The sequence below is a fragment of the Amycolatopsis sp. 505 genome (assembly GCF_031625235.1).
In the GTDB taxonomy this organism is placed as follows: Bacteria; Actinomycetota; Actinomycetes; order Mycobacteriales; family Pseudonocardiaceae; genus Amycolatopsis.
The window spans coordinates 24,200-43,058 of record NZ_JACKQP010000007.1 but is presented as its reverse complement, the minus strand read 5'-3'; the positions used below and the strand labels follow the sequence as shown (position 1 = coordinate 43,058).

Genomic DNA, 18,859 nt, shown 5'->3' with positions numbered 1-18,859 from the left:
GCGCCCACCGTAACCGCCGCCGAACGGCGCAGCGTGCTGGACACTGCTGCCCGCGCCGGCGCGGGCAGCAGTGTCCGGATCAGGCGACGGCGGTGCCCTCCAGCTCGACCAGCTGGCCCGGGACGGCCAGCCGGCTCACCCCCAGCATCGTGGTGGCCGGAGCCACCCCGGCGGCGCCGAGCCGCGCCGCCAGCACGCCGTAGTGCGGGAACAGCCCGTCGACGTCGGTGGTGTAGACGGTGAGCCGGACCAGGTGCGCCAGGGACATGCCGGCCTCGGCGAGCACCGCCTCGAGGTTGTCCAGGCTCAGTGCGAGCTGGGCGGCGATGTCCCCCTCGTGCCGGGGCTTGCCCTCGGCGTCCATCGCCGTCTGCCCCGAGCAGTAGAGGGTGCGGGTCTGCCCCGAGACGACCTCCCCCTGGTTGAAACCCAGATCCAGGGACCAGGTCACCGGGTTGACCGCCGTTCGTTCCAGTGCCACTTCAGCTCCGTTCGTCGCGAGTACCGCGTGGAGCTTTCCGGGCAATCACGACATCCTGTGTCGGGTATTCGCTACGGTTCTCCGGGTGCGTGCCGATCGGCTGGTCTCGCTGGTGCTGTTGCTGCGGCAACGCGGCCGGCTGACCGCGGACGTCCTGGCCCGCGAGCTCGAGGTGTCCACGCGCACGGTGCTGCGTGACATCGACGCGCTGTCCGCGGCAGGTGTCCCGGTGTACGCCGAACGCGGCCGCCACGGCGGGTTCGCGCTGCTGCCGGGCTTCCGGACCGAACTCACCGGGCTCAACCACGACGAAGCCCTGGCCCTGCTGACCACCGGGCGGGCGTTCGGCCTCGGCCCGGCGCTGGCCTCGGCGCTGCGGAAGGTGGCCGACGCGCTGCCCCCGGCCCAGGTGGCCACGGCCGAGCGGTTCCTCGTCGAACCCGAGACCGACCTGCTCTCCCGCCGTCCGGTCGCCGAGGAGGTCGACCACCCGGCGATGCTCGAAGTCCGCCGCGCGGTCCTCGGTGGACGACGGCTGCGCGTGCACTACGCGGCCACGGGCCAGGAACCGCGGTGGCGGACGGTGGACCCGATCGGGCTGGTCACCGTCCGCGACCGCGGCTACCTGCTGGCGACGCGGGCGGGCGCGGACCGGACGTACCGGCTGTCGCGGATCCGGGCCGCCGAGTCGCTGGCCGAACCGGCCGAGCGGCCGGGCGAGGTCGACCTGGACCGCGTGTGGCGGCAACGCTGCGCCGCCTTCCTGGCCGACGGGCACCTCACGACGCTGGTCCGGGTCCGCCCGGCCCGCCGGGAGGACCTGCTGGGCACCGCGGTGGCGGTCCGCGCGGAGGAACCCGCCGGCGACGGCTGGCTGCGGTTCGAGGCGACCTATCAGGACGCCTGGCACGCGGAGTGGGCGCTGTGGCAGCTGGGCGCGGACGCCGAAGCCCTGGAACCGCCGGCCCTCCGTGCCGCCCTGCACGCCCGGGCGATGGCGATCGCCGCCCGCTACACCGACGCCCCCGCCCCTGAACGTCGCGAATGACTCATTCGCGACGCCGGAGGTCCCGAATGAGTCATTCGCGGCACCAGTGGCGCCGGAAACGCGTGAAGGCCACCCCGGTCACCCGGGATGGCCTTCACGCACCTACTGCTGAGCTACATCTTCGTGCACTGCCCGGCCACCGGGCCGCGTACCACGTTCGGCAGGTCGTGGTCCGTCGGCGCCGGGTTGTTCACCGCGCACGCCAGGGGGCCGCCGACCGTGCTCGACGTCAGCACCGGCCCGTGGTTGCCCGTCAGCGCCACCGGGCCGCCGATGTCGGTCAGCTCGATCGACACCGTCCCGGTGGCCCCGGTGATCGCCACCGGACCGGCCACCTTCGTGCGGTTCAGCACCACCTGAGCCGCCCCCGTCGCCGCCAGCGGGCCCTTGACCTGGCCGCCGCGGACGATCAGCGAAGCGCCGCCGCTCACCGTGACCGGACCCGACACCGTCGCGTTCTCCAGGCACACCGTCCCGCTCGAAACCGACAGCGGGCCCGACGAGGCACCCGTGATCGTCTTCGTGCACGCCGCGTCCGGCTTGCCCAGCAGCTCGAACTCGGCCAGCTGCGCCGGGGCGCCGGTGCTGGTCGCGGTCACCTCGAGCCGGTAGTGGGCGTAGTGCGCGGGGTTCGCCACCTTGAACGCGCGGGTCTGCTGGCGCCAGCTGAACGCCTGGTTCTCCTGCCGGTCGGCCACCGCCCACGTCTTGCCGTCGTAGGAACCCTTCAGCACCCAGCTCTTCGGGTCACCCGCACCGGTCTGGGACGTCAGCGTGTAGTTCGTGACGGCCTCGTCGGTCGAGTTCAGCTGGTACTGCACCGCACCGGTGACCGCCGCCTGCGTCCGCGAGGTGTTGTCCACCAGCGCAGCCGCGTTCGAACCGTCCGAAGTGGACAGTGTCCCCTTGCCGGGGCCGGTCTCGTCGTGCAGCGGCGCCGGCGCGGCGTCGCCCGTGGTGATCGACTTCGGCGCGTCGTTCGGGCCGGTGCCCCACGACGACGGGTTCGGGCCCATGTCGAAGTCGATCTTCCCGCCGCGGGCGATCAGGTCGTGCGGCAGCGACGTCGAGGAGTACGCCTTGCCGTTGACCTTCACACCCTGGACGTAGACGTTCTTCGCGCTGTTCTTCGGCGCGTTGATCACCAGGTCCTTGCCGCCGGCCAGGTGGATCGTCGCCTTCTTGAACAGCGGCGACCCGATCGCGTAGTCCGGGCTGCCCATCTGCAGCGGGTAGAAGCCCAGCGCGCTGAACGTCCACCACGCCGACTGCTCGCCGTTGTCCTCGTCACCCGCGTAGCCCTGGCCGATCTCGCTGCCGGTGTAGAGCCGCGAGAGCGCCTCGCGGACCTTCGCCTGCGTCTTGGCCGGCTGGCCCGCGTAGTCGTACATGTAGAGCGTGTGGTGCGAGGCCTGGTTGGAGTGGCCGAGCTGGCCCATCCGCACGTCGCGGGCCTCCCGCATCTCGTGGATCACCCCACCGTAGGAGCCCGGGAAGTTCGCGGTCTCCTGGTCGGCGAAGAACGCGTCCAGCTTCTTCGCCAGGCCCGCCTTGCCGCCGTAGAGGTTCGCCAGGCCCTGACCGTCCTGCGGCACGGAGAACGCCATGCCCCAGCCGTTGGTCTCGGTGTAGTCGATGCCCCACACCCGCGGGTCGTAGTCCTGCGGCGAGCGGCTGAACTTGCCCTGCGCGTCGCGGCCCTGGAAGAACCCGACGCTCGGGTCGAACAGGTTCACGTACTGCTGCGCGCGGCTGGTGAAGTACTCGTAGTTGGCCAGGTACTCCTGCTTGCGCGGGTCGCTCGCCGGGGCTTCGTCGTAGAGCTTCTTCGACAGGTTCGCGATGCCGTAGTCGTTGACGTAGCCCTCGATCGACCACGAGAACCCGTGGTCGGCGGTGTTGGGTGAGTAGCCGAGGAAGATGCCCTCGTCGATGCCCTTGCGGCCGACCGCGTTGTTCGGCGGGGTCACCGTCGCGTTCTTCAGCGCCGCGTCGTAGGACGCCTTGACGTCGAAGTTGCGGACGCCCTTGAGGTAGGCGTCGGCGAACGCGACGTCCGAGCTGGTGCCGGTCATCAGGTCGGCGTAGCCCGGCGAGGACCACCGCGAGATCCAGCCGCCGTCGCGATACTGCTGCACGAACCCGTCGACCATCTTCCCGGCCATCTCCGGCGTGAGCAGCGAGTACGCCGGCCAGGTCGTGCGGTAGGTGTCCCAGAACCCGTTGTTGACGTACGTCCGGCCGTCGACGATCTTCGCGCCGGTCTGCGTCGGGGTGTCCGCGCCTGCCTTCGGGGAGACGAAGCTCGCGTACTGGTAGACCGGCTTCTCCTTCGTGCCGGTGTTCTCGAACGCGGAGTTCGGGTAGAGGAACAGCCGGTACAGGTTCGAGTACAGCGTCGTGAGCTGGTCCTTCGACGCGCCCTCGACCTCGATCACCTTCAGCTGGTCGTCCCACAGCCGCTGCGCGGCGTCGCGGACGGAGTCGAAGGTCGCGGCCGGGGCGATCTCCTGCGCCAGGTTCTTCTTCGCCTGGTCCACGCTGATCAGCGACGTCGCGATCCGCATGGTCACCGTCTTGTCGGCCCCGGCGGCGAACCGCAGGTACCCGGTGACGTTGTCGCGGCCCTGGCCGGTGATCTTCCCGCCCGCGGTGACCGGCTTGTCGAAGGTGGCGTAGACGAACATCCGGCCCGCCCCGGCCGACAGGCCGCTCTTGACGTCGGTGTAGCCCGACAGCGTGCCGTTCGCGGTGTCGAGGGTCAGCCCGCCCTGGTTCTTGTAATTGTCGAAGATCAGGCTGGAGTCGCTGCCCGGGAAGGAGAACCGGAACACCGCCGCGTGGTCGGTGGGGGCGATCTCGGTCTTGATCCCGTTCTCGAACTGCACGCCGTAGTAGTGCGCGCGCGCCGTTTCGTTGTCGTGCTTGAACGGCAGTGCCCGTGCGTCGCGGTTGGCGTCCGGGACGCCGGTGGCCGCGGACGGCATCACCTGGAAGGTCTGCCGGTCGCCCATCCACGGGCTCGGCTCGTGGCTGACGGCGAAGGCCTGCAGTTCCGGCAGGTTCTGCTCGTTGTTCTGGCTGTGGTAGTTGTACATCCACCGGACGTCGCCGTTGTCGGCGTTGGCGTCGGTGACCGGGGTCCAGAAGTTGAACCCATGCGGCACCGCCGTGGCGGGGAAGTTGTTGCCGCGGGAGAAGCTGCCGTTGGCCATCGTGCCGCGCGTGGTGAGCACGTTGTCACTCGGGCGGGTGCTGGCCGGCGGGGTCGGCGTCGCCGAGATCTTCACGTCGTCGAGCCAGCCCTGCAGCGAGCCGGGACCGTCGGGGTTGTCGAAGCCGACCAGGATCCGGTCGATCGTCTTGCCCTTGGCCACCGTGCCGATCGCCGAACGGACCAGGTTCCACTGGTTGGTGTAGAGGACCTTGCTCCGGCCCTGGCCCTCCGGTGTCAGCGGGAAGCCGTACTGGTCGGTGGCGCCCAGGTCGCGCAGGCGGGTGCCGTCGGTGAAGACCAGGTCGATCGCCACGTTCGTGCTCTGGTACTTCAGGTCGCCGGTGATGAACTGCGGCTGCACCTTGTAGGACAGCTCGGTCGAGGGCACGACGGGCACGTCGACGTCGAAGACCTTGTTGTAGGAGAAGCCGTGGGCCTCGGTCTGGCTGCCGGAGTAGCGGAACGCCTTGAGCCCGGTGAAGCCGACCCGGTTCTTGTTCGTGTAGCCGCTGGTCGGGCCCGCGTCGGTGAAGGTGCGCATGTTCGGCAGCGGCGGCGGGGCCGGCTCGTCGTTGGCCAGCAGCAGCTCCGACAGCTGCAGGATCGGGCCGCCGTTGTTGCGGGTGATGGCCAGCCGGAAGTACTTGTACGCGGGGGTCGGCGCGGCCAGCTTGTAGTCCTTCTGCTGGAACCGTTCGGTGAAGGCCTGATCGGCCTGCTTGTCGAGGTCGGTCCACGAGCCGGCGTCGTCGGAGCCCTGGAGGGTCCAGTCCTTGGGGTCGCGCTCGGCGAAGTCGTTGGCCGAGGAGATCGCGTAGTGCGTGATCGACGTCGGCTCCGACAGCGTGATCTGCGCCGAGGCCGTCGGGTCCCAGGACAGCCACTTGGTGTCGGTGGTGCCGTCGACCAGGTTGGCGACGACCTCGCCGCCGCCGGTGTTCTCGCTGGTGGCGCTGGTTTCGGTCACCTTGCCGCGGATGTCACCGGGGATCGCGGTGCCGTTCGCGCCGTTGATGCCGGACGCGCGCGGCTTGCCCGCCGCGTCGGTGTCGACGGTGTCGGTCCACGTCGGCTGGACGTCACCGGGCTCGAAGGAGGACGAAAAATCGGCGGGGAGGGCGTCATCGGCGGCGGACGAGGCCGCGGGGAGGGCGACCAGGCCGGCGGCGACCACGGCGGCGGTCACCAGGAAAGCGACCGGCGGTCTGGCGCTTCGGGGCATCGTTGCTCCAAGCTCGGAGGGCGGATTCAGCAGCGCCGCGCAGGCGGGGACCGGCGGCGCCAACGAAGGGAAACGCGCGGGTGACATCGATGTCAAGACCGCTCGCCAAACCTGACCGGAATCAGACAACGCGGAAAACGGGGGCCCGATGAGAACGTTCCGGATCTTCACCGCGATCGCCACCTTGGCGCTCGCCACCACCACATTCACCCCGGCCACCGCCACCGCGGCGACCGGATCGACCGTCCGGCCGGTGACCTCCTGCGCCGGCCTGGTCCACGGCTTCGCCCTCCCGGGCGCACCCACCCACGTCACCTCGGCGGCCGTCGTCGCGGCCACCGCGACCGACCCCGAATACTGCGGCGTGCAGGGCTACGTCGAACCCGCCGTCCGGTTCGAGCTGCGCCTGCCCACCAAGACCTACGCCGGGCGCTACCTGCAGTACGGCTGCGGCGGCTTCTGCGGCGTGGTCAACCCGCCCGCCTTCGCCGACTGCGGCCTGCCCCACGGCGGCGACGTCGCGGTCGCGGCCACCGACGACGGCCACGTCGGCACCACCCCCGCCATCGTCGACGACGGCCGCTGGGGCGCGAACGACCAGGCCGCGCGCAACGACTTCGAGTTCCGCGCACCCCACGTCGTCTCCCGCGCCTCGAAGGCGATCATCCAGGCCTTCTACGGCGCCCCGCCGCGCAAGTCCTACTTCAGCGGCTGCTCCGACGGCGGCCGCGAAGGCCTCCTGCTCGCCCAGCGCTACCCGGCCGACTTCGACGGGATCGACGCCGGCGCGCCCGCGAACCTCTGGGGCCCGCTGCTCGGGGTGTACCAGACCTGGCTCGCCCGGGTGAACAGCGCCGCGGACGGCAGCCCGATCCTCACCGCCGCCAAGCTGCCCGCCCTGCACAACGCCGTCCTGGCCGCCTGCGACCGCCTCGACGGGCTCGCCGACGGCCAGCTCGACGACCCCCGCGCCTGCCGCTTCGACCCGGCCGCGCTGACCTGCGCCGGCGCCGACACGCCGTCCTGCCTCACCCCGGCCCAGGCCGGGGTCGTCCGCAAGCTGTACTCGCCGCCCGTCGACGAGCGCGGCACGCTGCTCTACCCCGGCGGCCAGCTGCCCGGGTCCGAGCTGTCGTGGGCCGGGTGGATCATCGCCACCCCCGAGACCGGCGGTTTCTCCTTCGCCCGCAACCTCGCCGACAACTACCTGCGCTACCTCGGCTACCCGATCGGCGCACCGGCGTCGACCGTCGACACCTTCGCCTTCACCCGGCGCGAATTCGACCGGCTCACCCCGGTCGGCGTCCGCTACGACGCCATGAGCCTCGACCTCTCGGCGTTCCAGCGGCGCGGCGGCAAGCTGCTGCTCTGGCACGGCTGGAACGACGAAGCCATCCCGCCCGCCGGCACCCTCGACTACTACCAGCGGCTCACCCACGGCCACCCGCAAGACTGGGCGCGGCTGTTCATGGTCCCGTCGCTCTACCACTGCGGCGGCGGCACCACGCTCACCGAATTCGACCCGCTCAAGCAGCTGGTCGCCTGGGTCGAGCGGGGCACGACGCCGACGGTGGTCACCGCGACCGGCCGCGACGCCGCCGGCACGGTGACCCGGACCCGGCCGGTGTTCGCCTACCCGCAACGCGCGGTCTACGACGGCGCCGGCAGCATCGACGACGCCGCCAACTTCCGGCCCGCACCGCCGGTCGCGCCGGTCCGGGACGTCGTCCACTGGGCCGGGGAGAAGCTGTACGCGATCCCGGGGCCGGTCGCGCCGTAAAACTCCTCTCGCGGGTTCCGGCGTCGTCGCTAGGGTCACGACCATGACGACGCCGGAACCCGCCGACCGCGTACTCGCCCGCGCCTCCCTCGCCGAGGGCAGCCCGACCGCCTGGTTCGACCGGCTCTACACCGCCGCCGCTCGCGGCGAGGCCGAGGTCCCGTGGACCCGCGGCACCCCGAACGCCGACCTGGCCGCCTGGGTCCGCCCCGGCGAGGGCCGCCGCGCCCTGGTGGTGGGCAGTGCCCTCGGCGACGACGCCGAACTGCTGTCCGCGGCCGGCTGGGCCGTCACCGCCTTCGACGTCGCCCCGGCCGCGGTCGACGCCGCCCGCGCCCGCTTCCCGGAGTCTCGAGCGGACTACGTCGTGGCCGACCTGCTGCACCCGCCGGGGGAGTGGCGCCGCGCGTTCGACCTGGTCGTGGAGATCATCAACATCCAGGCCATGCCCCGCGACTTCCGGCCCGCCGCGGTGACGTCCCTGGCCGGCTTCCTCGCCCCGGGCGGCACGCTCCTGGTCAGCGAGGTCGCCGAGGAGAGCACGGAGGCCGAGACGTGGGAAGGCCCGCCGTGGCCGTTCAGCCGGGCGGAGATCGAATCCATCGCCCAGGACGGCGTCCGGCTGGTCAGCCTGGACACCATCCGCGAAGGCACCCGCTACTGGGCCACCTTCACCCGCTAGCCCGGTGCCGCCCGGGCGCGCTCGGCTTCTCCGCCGCGGAACACCCGGCCGCCGGCCTACCCGGCGCCGTTCCGGTGCCGCCCGGGCGTGGTCCCCACCACGGCCGTGAACGCCGCGATGAAGTGGCTCGGGTTCGCCCACCCGCACGCCCGCGCGGTGGCGGCCGTGTCGTGGCCGTCGGCCAGCAGGATCAGCGCGTGGCCGATCCGCACCTGGGTGCGCCACTCGTAGAACGTCATCCCGAGCTCGTCGCGGAACAACCGGCTCAGCGTGCGGGCGCTCGCCCCGATCCGCTGCCCGAGCTCCGCCAGCGGCGTGGCGTCCCCCGGCTCGTCGTACAGCCGCCGCGCGATCGCCCGCAACCGGTCGTCGCGCGGCTCGGGCAGGTGCAGCGGCTGCTCCGGTGCTTCGCGCAGCTCGTCGACCAGGACCCGGCGCAGCCGGGCACTCGCCGCCCGGTCGTACTCGCGCGGGCCGGTCAACGCGAGCAGCACCTCGCGGGCCAGACCCGACGCCGTGAACACCACCGGCCGCTGCGGGACGAGCCGGGCCAGCGACGCCGGCAGGAACACGATCCGCATGTCGGTGTGGCCGTGCGCGCGGTGCCGGTGGACGAACCCCGCCGGCGTCCAGGCCACCCGGTTGGCCGGCACGATCGACGTCCCCCGCTCGGTGTGCACCGACAACACACCCCGGGCCGCGTACACCAGGTGCCCCCGGTCGTGGACGTCCGCCGCGCTGGTGCCACCCGGCGGCCACCGGTGCGCCCCGCCCGAGGGCCAGATCCGCGACTCCGGGACGACTTGGCGGGCGATGGGCACAGCTTGGCATTCTACCGGTGGTCGGCCACCGGCCCCGCGGGTGAGGGTGGGATCCATGGACACGATGCGAGCGGCGGTTTGTGTCCGGGCCGGCGGCCCGGAGGTCCTGGAAGTGCGGGAGCTGCCCGTCCCGGCGGTGCGGGAGGGCTGGAGCCTGGTGCGGGTCATGGGCACCGGCCTCAACCGGTCGGAGCTGCGGACCCGGCAGGGACACTCCCCGGACGTCGTCTTCCCCCGCGTGCTCGGCATCGAATGCGTCGGTACCGTCGCCGCCTCGACCGACCCGCGGCTGCCCGAAGGCACCACGGTCGCGGCGATGATGGGGGAGATGGGCCGCGCCTTCGACGGCGGCTACGCCGAATACGCCCTGCTGCCCAACCCGCTGCTGATGCCGGTCACCACCACCCTGCCCTGGGACGTCCTCGCGGCGCTGCCCGAGACCTACCTGACCGCCCAGGGCGCCCTCGACGCGCTCGGCATCGGCCCGGGCAGCACCGGACGGCTGCTCATCCGCGGCGGCACCTCCTCGGTCGGCCTGGCCGCCGCCGCGATCGCGGCCGGACACGGCCTGGAGGTCGCCGCCACCACCCGCCGCCCGGACAAGGCCGGCGCGCTGACCGGGCACGTCCTCATCGACGACGGCGGCCCGCTGACCGGCCTGCCGGCGCTGTGGCCCGAAGGCCCGGACTGGGTGCTCGACCTCGTCGGCGCCCGCACGGCGGTGGACTCGCTGCGCCTGGTCCGCCGCGGCGGCACGGTGTGCGTGGCCGGCTCGCTCAGCGGCTGGCTCGTCCCGGACTTCGAGCCGATTGCGAAGATCCCGTCCGGCACCAAGCTGACGGCCTTCCACAGCGGCACCCTCACCGGCAGCACCGCCCTGCTGCAGCGGATCGTCACCGAAGTCGAAGCCGGCACGTACCGGCCGCACATCGACCGGGTCTTCCCACTGGAGGACATCGCCGCCGCCCACCGCTACATGGAAGACGACCGCGCGGCCGGAAAACTCGTCGTCGTGCCCTGAACGGGTGGCTTAGGCTCGGTGATCATGCCCACCCAGTCACTGCAGATCCCCACCGCCGACGGCCAGGCCGACGCCTTCGCCGCGTTCCCCGGTGACGGCGAACGCCACCCGGGCGTGCTGATGTACCCGGACGGCTTCGGCATCCGGCCCGTCCTGCGCGAAATGGCGCAAGAACTGGCCGGGCACGGGTATTACGTGCTCGTCCCCAACCCCTTCTACCGGCACGGCCCGACACCGGTGATCGACCTGCCCGAGTACATCGGCGCCGAAGCCCGGCCCGCGGTCTTCGCCCGGCTGATGCCCATGATCGAGGCGCACACCACCGACCGGATCCTGCGCGACGCCGACGCCTTCCTGGAGTTCCTCACCGCCCGGCCCGAGGTCGCCCCCGGCCCGGTCGCGACGACCGGCTACTGCATCGGCGGCCTCCTCGCGACGCACACCGCCGCGGCCCACCCCGGCCGGGTGGCCGCCCTCGCCGGATTCCACGCCCCGGTGGGCGCCGCCGGGCCCGACAACCTGCGCCGGATCACCGCCCGGGTCCACTTCGGCCACGCCGGAACCGACCTGACGCCCGAGGCTCTCGGCGAGCTCAACAAGACGCTGGACGCCGCGGGACTCGAGTACACCTCCGAGATCTACCCCGGAACCGTCCACGGCTTCACCATGTCCGACACCGACTCCTTCGACCCCGCCGCCCTCGAACGGCATTGGGACAGCCTGCTGGCGCTGCTCGGCCGGGCCCTCTAGCAGTTCTCGAGGAACCGGGCCAGGACGCGGGTGCCGAAGTGCAGGCCCGCCACCGGCACCCGCTCGTCCACCCCGTGCGCCATCGCCCGGTACGGGAACCCCTTGGGCAGCCACAGCGGCGCGAAGCCGTAGCAGTCGATCCCCAGCTGCGCGAACGCCTTCGCGTCCGTCCCGCCGCCCAGGCAGTACGGCACCACCACCGCCTCGGGATCCTCCGCCTGCAACGCAGCCGCCATCGCGGTGAACCACGGCGAGTCCACCGGCGCCTGGACCGGCGGCTGGTGCGCCACGAACTCCCGCGTCACACCCGCGCCGAGCAGGTCGTCCAGCGCGGCGAACAACGCCTCCTCGGTCCCGGGCAGCACCCGGACGTCGACCTGCGCGGTCGCCGTCGAGGGGATCACGTTCACCTTGTACCCCGCGTCCAGCATCGTCGGGGTCGTGCTGTTGCGGACCGTCGGCACCACCAGCGAGCCGGCCGGCCCCAACGCGGCCACCGCCGCGTCCACACCCTCCGGAGTGGACAGGTCCACCGGGACGCCCAGCGCCGCGCCGGTCCGCTCCAGGAACGCCCGCACCGCCGGGGTCAGCGACACCGGCCACTCGTGCGCCGCGATCCGGTGCAACGCCCCCACCAACCGGGTGACGGCGTTCTCGTCGTTCGGGCGCGAACCGTGGCCGGCCCGGCCCCGGGCGGTCAGCCGCAGGTGCGCCGTCCCGCGCTCGGCCGTCCCGACCGGGTACAGGTGCACGTCCCGGCCGTCGGCCGCGGGCACGTGGTAGGTGTAACCGCCCGACTCGCTGATCGCCGCCGCACAGCCCTCGAACAGCTCGGGATGGCGGGCGACCAGCCAGTGCGCGCCCCACTCGCCGCGGTCCTCCTCGTCGGCGACGAACGCCAGCACCAGCTCGCGCCGCGGCCGCGCCCCGCCGGCCAGCGCGGCCAGGACCATCGCGACGAAGTCCTTCATGTCGGTCGCGCCGCGGCCCCACAGGTACCCGTCGCGCACCTCGCCGGCGAACGGCGGCACCGACCAGTCCGCCGCGTCCGCCGGGACGACGTCCAGGTGCCCCTGCACCAGCAGCGCCGGCAGCGCCGGATCGGTGCCCGGCACCCGCGCGATCACGCTCGCCCGGCCCGGCGCGGCCTCCAGGATCCGCGAAGGGATGCCCAGGCCGTCCAGGAACGCGGCCACGTACTCCGCCGCCGGCCGCTCGGGCTCGGCGTCGTTGTTGCCGCGGTTGGTCGTGTCGAACCGGATCAGGTCCGCGCACAGCTCGACAGCGTCGGCCCGGTCAGCCATAGATGCCCTGCACCGCCCCCGCCGCGATCGCCGTGACGACCTTGAAGCACTTCATCGCCTCGGTCATGGCCGGCGCGTCGAACCCGACCCGCCGGGTGCCGATCTGCTCCACCGTCGGGATCACCGCCGTCGCCTGCGCCAGGTGGCTCGCGTCGAACTCCACCTCGATCCGGTGCGGGCCGGTCCGCCGCTCTTCCCGGCCCGCGCGGGCCATGGCGTCGGCCGCCGCACCGGTCAGCAGCTCCGCGGTGCGCGCCGGCGGCAGGCAGATCGCCGCGTACCGGCTCACGCACTCCTTCACCTGGACCAGCTCCGCCTCCGGAGCGTAATCACGGGCGTCGTCGCACGTTTTGTCGTCACCCGAAACGAGCAGGACAGGGACGCCGTACTCCGCGGCCACGCCCGCGTTCAGCCGGCCCTCGCTCGCCGGGACGTCGTCCAGCCACACCCCGGTGATCTGGTTCTCCAGGTAGGTGTGGGAAAGCACCCCGTCGAAGCCCGCGCCGGCGTGGTAGCCGAGGAACACCACACCGTCCACACCGGAATCGATGCCCTGCATCATCGACAGCGGCTTGTGCCGCCCGGTGAGCATCCGCGCCCGCGGGTCCAGGTCCTCCAGCAGCAGGTTCCGTTGCGAGGAATGGGCTTCGTTGACCAGCACGTCACTCGCCCCGGCCTCGTACAGCCCGGCCAGCGTGGCGTTGACGTCGCCGGTGAACAGCCGCCGGAAGCGGTCCCACTGCGGCGACCCGGGCACGACGTCGTCGGTCCAGGTGACGCCGGTGGCGCCCTCCATGTCCGCCGAGATCAGGATGCGCATGCCGGGCACTCTAACCAGCGCGCCCGGGCCCCGGACGCGAATCACCCACATCGCCGAATGTCACTCAGCGTGACGACCGGGGGGTCGATAACGATCGGGCACCTGCCGGGGCGGCAACATATTGCGCGGTTGTCCCGATATGTGGTTACTTCTCGTCCTTGGGGAGGCTCACAAGCGAACGATGGGGTGGTTTTCGGTGCAGTTCCAACACAGAGCCGGGCGTTTCGCCCGGGTGGGCGCGGTCGTCGCGGCCGCCACGCTGGCGGCGATCCCGCTCGCCGTCCCCGCTCAGGCCCAGCAGGCCAAGGTGCTGCGGGTCGCGCTCACCACCGGCATCGACCACCTCAACCCGTTCACCGCGGCGCTCTCGGCGTCCACGCAGATCGGCCGGTTCACCTTCGAGTTCCTGACCATCCCGAACGCGGAGAAGGCCGAAGCCTCGCCCGCGCTCGCCGAGTCGTGGACCCCGTCCCCGGACAAGCTGACCTGGACCTTCAAGATCCGCAGCGGCGTCAAGTGGAGCGACGGGCAGCCGGTGACCGCCAAGGACGCGGCCTTCACCTTCAACCGGATGCTCACCGACGAGAACGCCCGCACCGCCAACGGCAACTACGTGGCCAACTTCGAGACGGTCACCGCGCCCGACGACACCACGCTCGTCATCAAGACCAAGGCCGTCCAGGTCAACATGAACCTGCTCGACGTGCCGATCGTGCCCCAGCACATCTGGGAACCGATCAAGGACCTCAAGGACCCCTCGACCGACACCCTCGCCGTCGCCGGTGTCTCCGACGGCCCCTACCAGCTCACCGAGTACAAGCCGAACGAGTACGTCAAGTTCAAGGCCAACAAGGACTACTGGCGCGGCGCCCCCAAGGTCGACGAACTGCAACTGCTGGTGTTCAAGGACACCGAAGCCGCGGTCAACGCGCTCAAGCAGGGCGAAGTCGACGTCATCAACCGGCTCAACCCCAACCAGTTCGCCGCGCTGCAGGGCCAGCAGGGCATCACCACCAACGCCGCGCCCGGGCGCCGCTACGACGAGCTGTCGATCAACTTCGGCGTCACCGACAACGCCAACAACCCCATCGGGGACGGCAACCCGGTCCTCAAGGACCTCAACGTCCGCAAGGCCATCACCCAGGCGGTGGACACCCAGGCCATCGTCGACAAGGTCCTCAACGGGCTCGGCCAGGTCGGCGGCGGCGTCGTACCCGCCATCTACGCCGACTATCACTGGGACCCCAGTGCCGCCGAGAAGGTCAAGTTCGACCTCGCCGCCGCCAACACGACCCTCGACCAGGCCGGCTACCCGAAGGGGCCCGACGGCGTCCGCACCGCCCCCGGCGGCGCCAAGCTGGAACTGCGCCTGACCGGCCACGCCAACCGCAGCTACGACCAGGGCGTCGCCCAGTACGTCACCGGCTGGCTCAAGGACATCGGCATCACCGTCAAGCAGGACCTCGTCTCCGACGACGAACTGTCCGACCGCACCCAGGCCGGCAAGTACGACCTCGCCATCGGCGGCTACGGCACCAACCCCGACCCGGACTACGCCCTCTCGCTGCACACCTGCAGCGCGCGACCCGCCCCCGACGGCAAGGGCGGCAGCACCGACACCTTCTTCTGCGACGCCGCCTACGACGAGCTCTACAAGAAGCAGCTCACCGAAACCGACGACGCCAAGCGCGCCGAGTACGTCAAGCAGGCCCAGGCCCGGCTCTACAGCCAGTTCCCGACGATCGTGCTCGACTACCAGAACGCGCTCGAGGCCTACCGCTCCGACAAGTTCGCCGGCTTCACCACGCAGCCGCAGCCCAAGGGCGCCATCCTCGAGCAGACCGGCTACTGGGGCGTCTACGGCGCCACCCCGGCCGGCACCACCGACGCCGCGAGCAGCAGCTCCGGCAACACCGTGTTGTGGATCGTCGTCGGCGCGGTCGTCGTGGTCGTCCTGGTCGGCGGCGGCATCGTGCTCAGCCGCCGCGGCAAGACCGCAGAGGACCGCGAGTAAGACATGACCACCCCCGACCAGGCCGCGGTGCTCGTCGACCCCGACGAGCACCGCGGCGGGACCGGCACGGCCCGGTTCGTGCTCACGAAGATCGCCGAAGCCCTGATCAGCATCGTGCTGGTGATCGTGCTGTTCTTCTTCCTCTTCCGGATGCTGCCCGGTGACCCGGTCGCGGCGATGACCCGCGACCACCCCACCAGCCCGCAGCAGATCGCCGACCTGCGCGAGAAGATGGGCGTCGACAAGCCCGTCCTCGTCCAGTTCGGGAACTACTTCTGGAACCTGCTGCACGGTGACCTCGGCGAGTCCCGGCTGCTCAACAACGGCCGCCCGGTCGCCGACATGATCGGCGAACGGCTCTGGCCGACCATCCTGCTCGTCGGCAGCGCCACCCTGCTCGCCGTCGTCCTCGGGCTCTGGCTGGGCATCCGCGCCGCCTGGCGCCGCGACAGCTTCTTCGACCGCACCCAGACCGGCATCGCGCTGACCCTGTGGTCGGTCCCGCAGTTCTGGCTCGGCCTGATGCTGCTCGTGGTGACCAACGGGCTGTTCCCCAGCCGCGGCATGCACTCCCCGGACGCCGCCCCCGACGTCCTCTCCCAGACCCTCGACGTCCTGCACCACCTGGTGCTGCCGTGCGTGACGCTGCTGGCGGTGTTCTACGCCCAGTACATGCTGATCATGCGGTCGTCGCTGCTGGGGGAGATGAACGCCGACTACCTCACCACCGCCCGCGCCAAGGGCCTGCGCGACGACCTCGTCCGCCGCCGCCACGCCGTCCCCAACGCCCTGCTGCCCACCACCACGCTGGTGTTCATGCAGTTCGGCTCGGTGCTGGCCGGCGCGGTCACCGTCGAAGCCGTCTTCAGCTGGCCGGGCCTGGGCCAGCTCACCTACGACGCCCTGCACGGCCCCGACCTGCCGGTGCTGCAAGGCGTGTTCACGGTCCTGGCGGGCTCGGTCGTGCTGATGAACCTGCTCGCGGAACTGCTCTACCGCGTGCTCGACCCGAGGGTGCGTACCTCATGACCACCGCCGAGACACCCCGGCAGATCGCCTGGAACCGCCGTCGCGCGTCACTGACCAGGACCTGGCGCGAGTTCGCCGCCCAGCGCGCCGCGCTCATCGGGCTCGTCCTGCTCGGCGCCACCGTCGTCGTCGCGCTCCTGCTGCCGCTGATCAGCGACGAGACCGGCCTCGACGTCACCAAGGCCACCGGACAGCCACTGTCCCCGCCGAACGCCGACTTCTGGCTCGGCACCGACAACTTCGGCCGGTCCGTGCTGCTCATGACCGTCTGGGGCACCCGGATCTCCCTGCTCGTCGGCTTCTCCGCGGCCCTGCTGTCGGTGGTCATCGGCACCCTGATCGGCATCACCGCCGCCCACTTCGGCGGCTGGGTGTCGGCGACCCTGCTGCGGTTCACCGACTTCTTCCTGGTCCTGCCCTCGCTGATCCTCGCCATCGCGCTCTCGGCGGTGCTGCCCAAGGGCGTCGGCACGATCATCATCGCCATCGGCCTCACCGCCTGGCCCAGCACCGCCCGGCTGGTCCGCGCCCAGACGCTGACCATCGAAAGCCGCCCCTACATCGAGCGGGCCCACGCCCTCGGCGGCGGCCACCTGCACATCATCGGCCGGCACGTGCTGCCCGGCGTGATGCCGCTGGTGCTGGCCAACACGACCCTGGTCGTCGGCAACGCCGTCATCGCCGACGCGACCCTGTCGTTCCTCGGCGTCGGCGACCCCAACTCCATCACCTGGGGCCTGGTGCTGGAGAACGCGCTCAACAACGGCGCCATCAGCCGCGGCGCCTGGTGGAACGTGCTCCCGCCGGGCATCGCCATCGTCCTCGTCGTCCTCTTCTTCACCCTGGTCGGCCGGGGCCTGGAGACCGTGTTCAACCCGAGGTTGAAGAAGTGACCACCCCGCTGCTGCAGCTCACCGGCCTCACCGTCACCTACGCGGTGGGGGACACCGACGTCCCCGCCGTCCGCGGCGTCGACCTCACCCTCGACCCCGGCGGCACCCTCGGCATCGCCGGCGAATCCGGCTCGGGCAAGTCCACCGTCGCGATGAGCGTGCTGCGCCTGCTGCCGCGCACGGCGAAGATCACCGGCGAGATCCTCCTCGACGGCGAAGACGTCACCACCATGAAGTGGGGACGGCTGCGCGCGGTCCGCTGGGCCGGCGCTTCGGTGGTGTTCCAGGGCGCCATGCACGCCCTCAACCCGGTCCGCAAGATCGGCGAGCAGATCGCCGAACCGATCCGGCTGCACCCGCCGTCCGGCACGACCCTCACCGACACCGAGGTCGACGCCCGCGTCGCCGAGCTGCTCACCCAGGTCGACCTGCCACCGAGCCGGGCCGGCGCCTACCCGCACGAACTGTCCGGCGGGCAGAAGCAGCGCGTCATGATCGCCATGGCGCTGGCCTGCTCGCCCCGGCTGATCATCGCCGACGAGCCGACCACCGCCCTCGACGTCATCGTCCAGGCCCAGGTCCTCGCGCTGCTGTCCCGGCTGGTCGCCGAACAGCGGATCGGGCTGATCATGATCAGCCACGACCTGTCCGTGCTCGCCGCCACCTGCGAACGCATCGCCGTCATGTACGACGGGCAGATCGTCGAAGAAGGCCCCGGCGCCGAGGTGATGAGTTCACCTCGGCACGACCACACGCGGGCGCTCGCCGCGGCGTTCCCGACCGTCGGCGACCCGGTGTCGCGCTTCGCCCCCGCCACCAGCACCCCGCTGCCGCCGGAACCCGCCGACCGGGTGACGGGCGAGCCGCTGCTGGCCGCGGAGAACCTGCGCGTGTCCTTCCGCGACCGCACCGGCAAGCGGATCGACGCCGTCGCCGGCGTCGACCTCACCGTGGCCCGCGACGAGATCGTCGCCCTGGTCGGCCAGTCCGGCTCCGGCAAGACGACGCTCGCCCGGACCCTGCTCGGCCTGCAGAAACCCGACTCCGGTGTGGTCCGCTACGCCGGGAACCCGGTGCCGGCCGGGGGAGCGGGCCTGAAGGCCTACCGCCGTCAGGTCCAGCTGGTCCTGCAGGACCCCACGAGCGCGCTCAACCCCAGCCACACGGTGTACGAGGCCGTCGCCGAAGGGCCGCGGGTCCACCGGCTGAGCGACGAGCGCGCGGTCGTCCACCGCGCGCTGGAGGCGGCGGAGCTGCGACCGGCGGAGAAGTACGCCGACCGGCTCCCGCACCAGCTCTCCGGCGGCCAGCGCCAGCGCGTCGTCATCGCCGGCGCCCTGGCGCTGGAGCCGGCGGTGGTGGTGGCCGACGAACCGGTCGCCTCACTGGACGCGTCGGTGCGCGGCGAAATCCTCGGGCTGCTGCTGCGGCTGCGGCGCGAACTCGGCCTCGCCGCCCTGGTGATCACCCACGACCTGGGCCTGGCCTGGAACATCGCCGACCGCGTCGCCGTGATGTACCGCGGCGAGCTGGTCGAAACCGGCACCGTGGAGCAGGTCCTGCTCGACCCGCAGCACGAGTACACGAAGTCCCTGCTGGCCGCCCTGCCCGGCGGCACCGCCCAGCGCCGCACCGTCGAAACCTGACCAGGCGGCCCCCCACAGTGCCGCGAATGACTCATTCGAGACCTCCCACGTCCCGAATGAGTCATTCGCGACCTTCCGCCCGGCGCCGGTCCTGGCTGCGGCGGCCGGAAACCGGCACTGCGGGAACCGCA

14 protein-coding genes are annotated in these 18,859 nt (G+C 71.7%); 9 read left to right on the top strand and 5 right to left on the bottom strand.

Going from position 1 to position 18,859, the window contains the following annotated elements; genetic code table 11:
- Positions 1–79: 79 nt before the first annotated feature.
- A complete protein-coding gene (locus H5965_RS25240) occupies positions 80–475 on the bottom strand; it encodes a RidA family protein (protein WP_310973204.1) in 396 nt (131 codons plus the stop codon).
- Positions 476–566: 91 nt separating this feature from the next.
- On the opposite strand from H5965_RS25240, the gene H5965_RS25235 reads away from it, so the two are divergent.
- Positions 567–1,529 carry a WYL domain-containing protein gene (locus tag H5965_RS25235; protein ID WP_310972724.1) on the top strand — a complete coding sequence of 321 codons (963 nt, stop codon included), beginning with the start codon at positions 567–569 and terminating at the stop codon, positions 1,527–1,529.
- Positions 1,530–1,642: 113 nt separating this feature from the next.
- On the opposite strand, the gene H5965_RS25230 is transcribed toward H5965_RS25235, so the two are convergent.
- Entirely contained in the window at positions 1,643–5,968 is a 4,326-nt protein-coding gene (locus tag H5965_RS25230; RefSeq protein WP_310972723.1) for a GH92 family glycosyl hydrolase, read from the bottom strand.
- 148 nt (positions 5,969–6,116) lie between these two features.
- Here H5965_RS25230 and H5965_RS25225 point away from each other — a divergent pair, with 148 nt between their 5' ends.
- Together H5965_RS25225 and H5965_RS25220 are read left to right on the top strand one after the other, a co-directional pair.
- On the top strand, positions 6,117–7,748 hold the full coding sequence (locus H5965_RS25225; RefSeq protein ID WP_310972722.1) for a tannase/feruloyl esterase family alpha/beta hydrolase: 1,632 nt from the start codon (positions 6,117–6,119) through the stop codon (positions 7,746–7,748).
- A 43-nt stretch (positions 7,749–7,791) separates the two neighbouring features.
- Positions 7,792–8,430 carry a methyltransferase domain-containing protein gene (locus H5965_RS25220; RefSeq protein ID WP_310972721.1) on the top strand — a complete coding sequence of 213 codons (639 nt, stop codon included), beginning with the start codon at positions 7,792–7,794 and terminating at the stop codon, positions 8,428–8,430.
- A 56-nt stretch (positions 8,431–8,486) separates the two neighbouring features.
- Here H5965_RS25220 and H5965_RS25215 read toward each other — a convergent pair whose 3' ends face one another.
- Positions 8,487–9,251 (bottom strand): helix-turn-helix transcriptional regulator, encoded by a 765-nt coding sequence (locus H5965_RS25215; protein WP_310972720.1) that lies wholly within the window; start codon positions 9,249–9,251, stop codon positions 8,487–8,489.
- Between the two features lie 55 nt (positions 9,252–9,306).
- Here H5965_RS25215 and H5965_RS25210 point away from each other — a divergent pair, with 55 nt between their 5' ends.
- Together H5965_RS25210 and H5965_RS25205 are read left to right on the top strand one after the other, a co-directional pair.
- Positions 9,307–10,272: a zinc-binding dehydrogenase gene (locus H5965_RS25210; RefSeq protein WP_310972719.1), complete on the top strand. Its 966-nt coding sequence runs from the start codon at positions 9,307–9,309 to the stop codon at positions 10,270–10,272.
- 24 nt (positions 10,273–10,296) lie between these two features.
- Positions 10,297–11,022, top strand: a complete 726-nt coding sequence (locus H5965_RS25205; RefSeq protein ID WP_310972718.1) for a dienelactone hydrolase family protein — start codon at positions 10,297–10,299, stop codon at positions 11,020–11,022.
- Here the strand turns inward: H5965_RS25205 and H5965_RS25200 are convergent.
- Both H5965_RS25200 and H5965_RS25195 read right to left on the bottom strand, forming a co-directional pair.
- A complete protein-coding gene (locus H5965_RS25200; protein WP_310972717.1) occupies positions 11,019–12,326 on the bottom strand; it encodes a M20/M25/M40 family metallo-hydrolase in 1,308 nt (435 codons plus the stop codon). The genes H5965_RS25205 and H5965_RS25200 overlap by 4 nt on opposite strands.
- Positions 12,319–13,146 carry a M55 family metallopeptidase gene (locus H5965_RS25195; RefSeq protein WP_310972716.1) on the bottom strand — a complete coding sequence of 276 codons (828 nt, stop codon included), beginning with the start codon at positions 13,144–13,146 and terminating at the stop codon, positions 12,319–12,321. Before H5965_RS25195 ends, H5965_RS25200 begins: the two co-directional genes overlap by 8 nt.
- Before the next feature lie 181 nt (positions 13,147–13,327).
- Here H5965_RS25195 and H5965_RS25190 point away from each other — a divergent pair, with 181 nt between their 5' ends.
- Genes H5965_RS25190 through nikE form a run of 4 tightly spaced genes read left to right on the top strand, consistent with a single transcriptional unit; the run spans position 13,328 to position 18,728 of the window.
- A complete protein-coding gene (locus H5965_RS25190) occupies positions 13,328–15,160 on the top strand; it encodes an ABC transporter substrate-binding protein (RefSeq protein ID WP_310972715.1) in 1,833 nt (610 codons plus the stop codon).
- A 3-nt stretch (positions 15,161–15,163) separates the two neighbouring features.
- Positions 15,164–16,189 (top strand): ABC transporter permease, encoded by a 1,026-nt coding sequence (locus H5965_RS25185; RefSeq protein WP_310972714.1) that lies wholly within the window; start codon positions 15,164–15,166, stop codon positions 16,187–16,189.
- A complete protein-coding gene (locus tag H5965_RS25180; RefSeq protein WP_310972713.1) occupies positions 16,186–17,082 on the top strand; it encodes an ABC transporter permease in 897 nt (298 codons plus the stop codon). Before H5965_RS25185 ends, H5965_RS25180 begins: the two co-directional genes overlap by 4 nt.
- Entirely contained in the window at positions 17,079–18,728 is a 1,650-nt protein-coding gene (nikE, locus tag H5965_RS25175; RefSeq protein WP_310972712.1) for an ABC transporter ATP-binding protein, read from the top strand. The genes H5965_RS25180 and nikE overlap by 4 nt, the downstream gene beginning before the upstream one ends.
- Positions 18,729–18,859 lie beyond the last annotated feature (131 nt).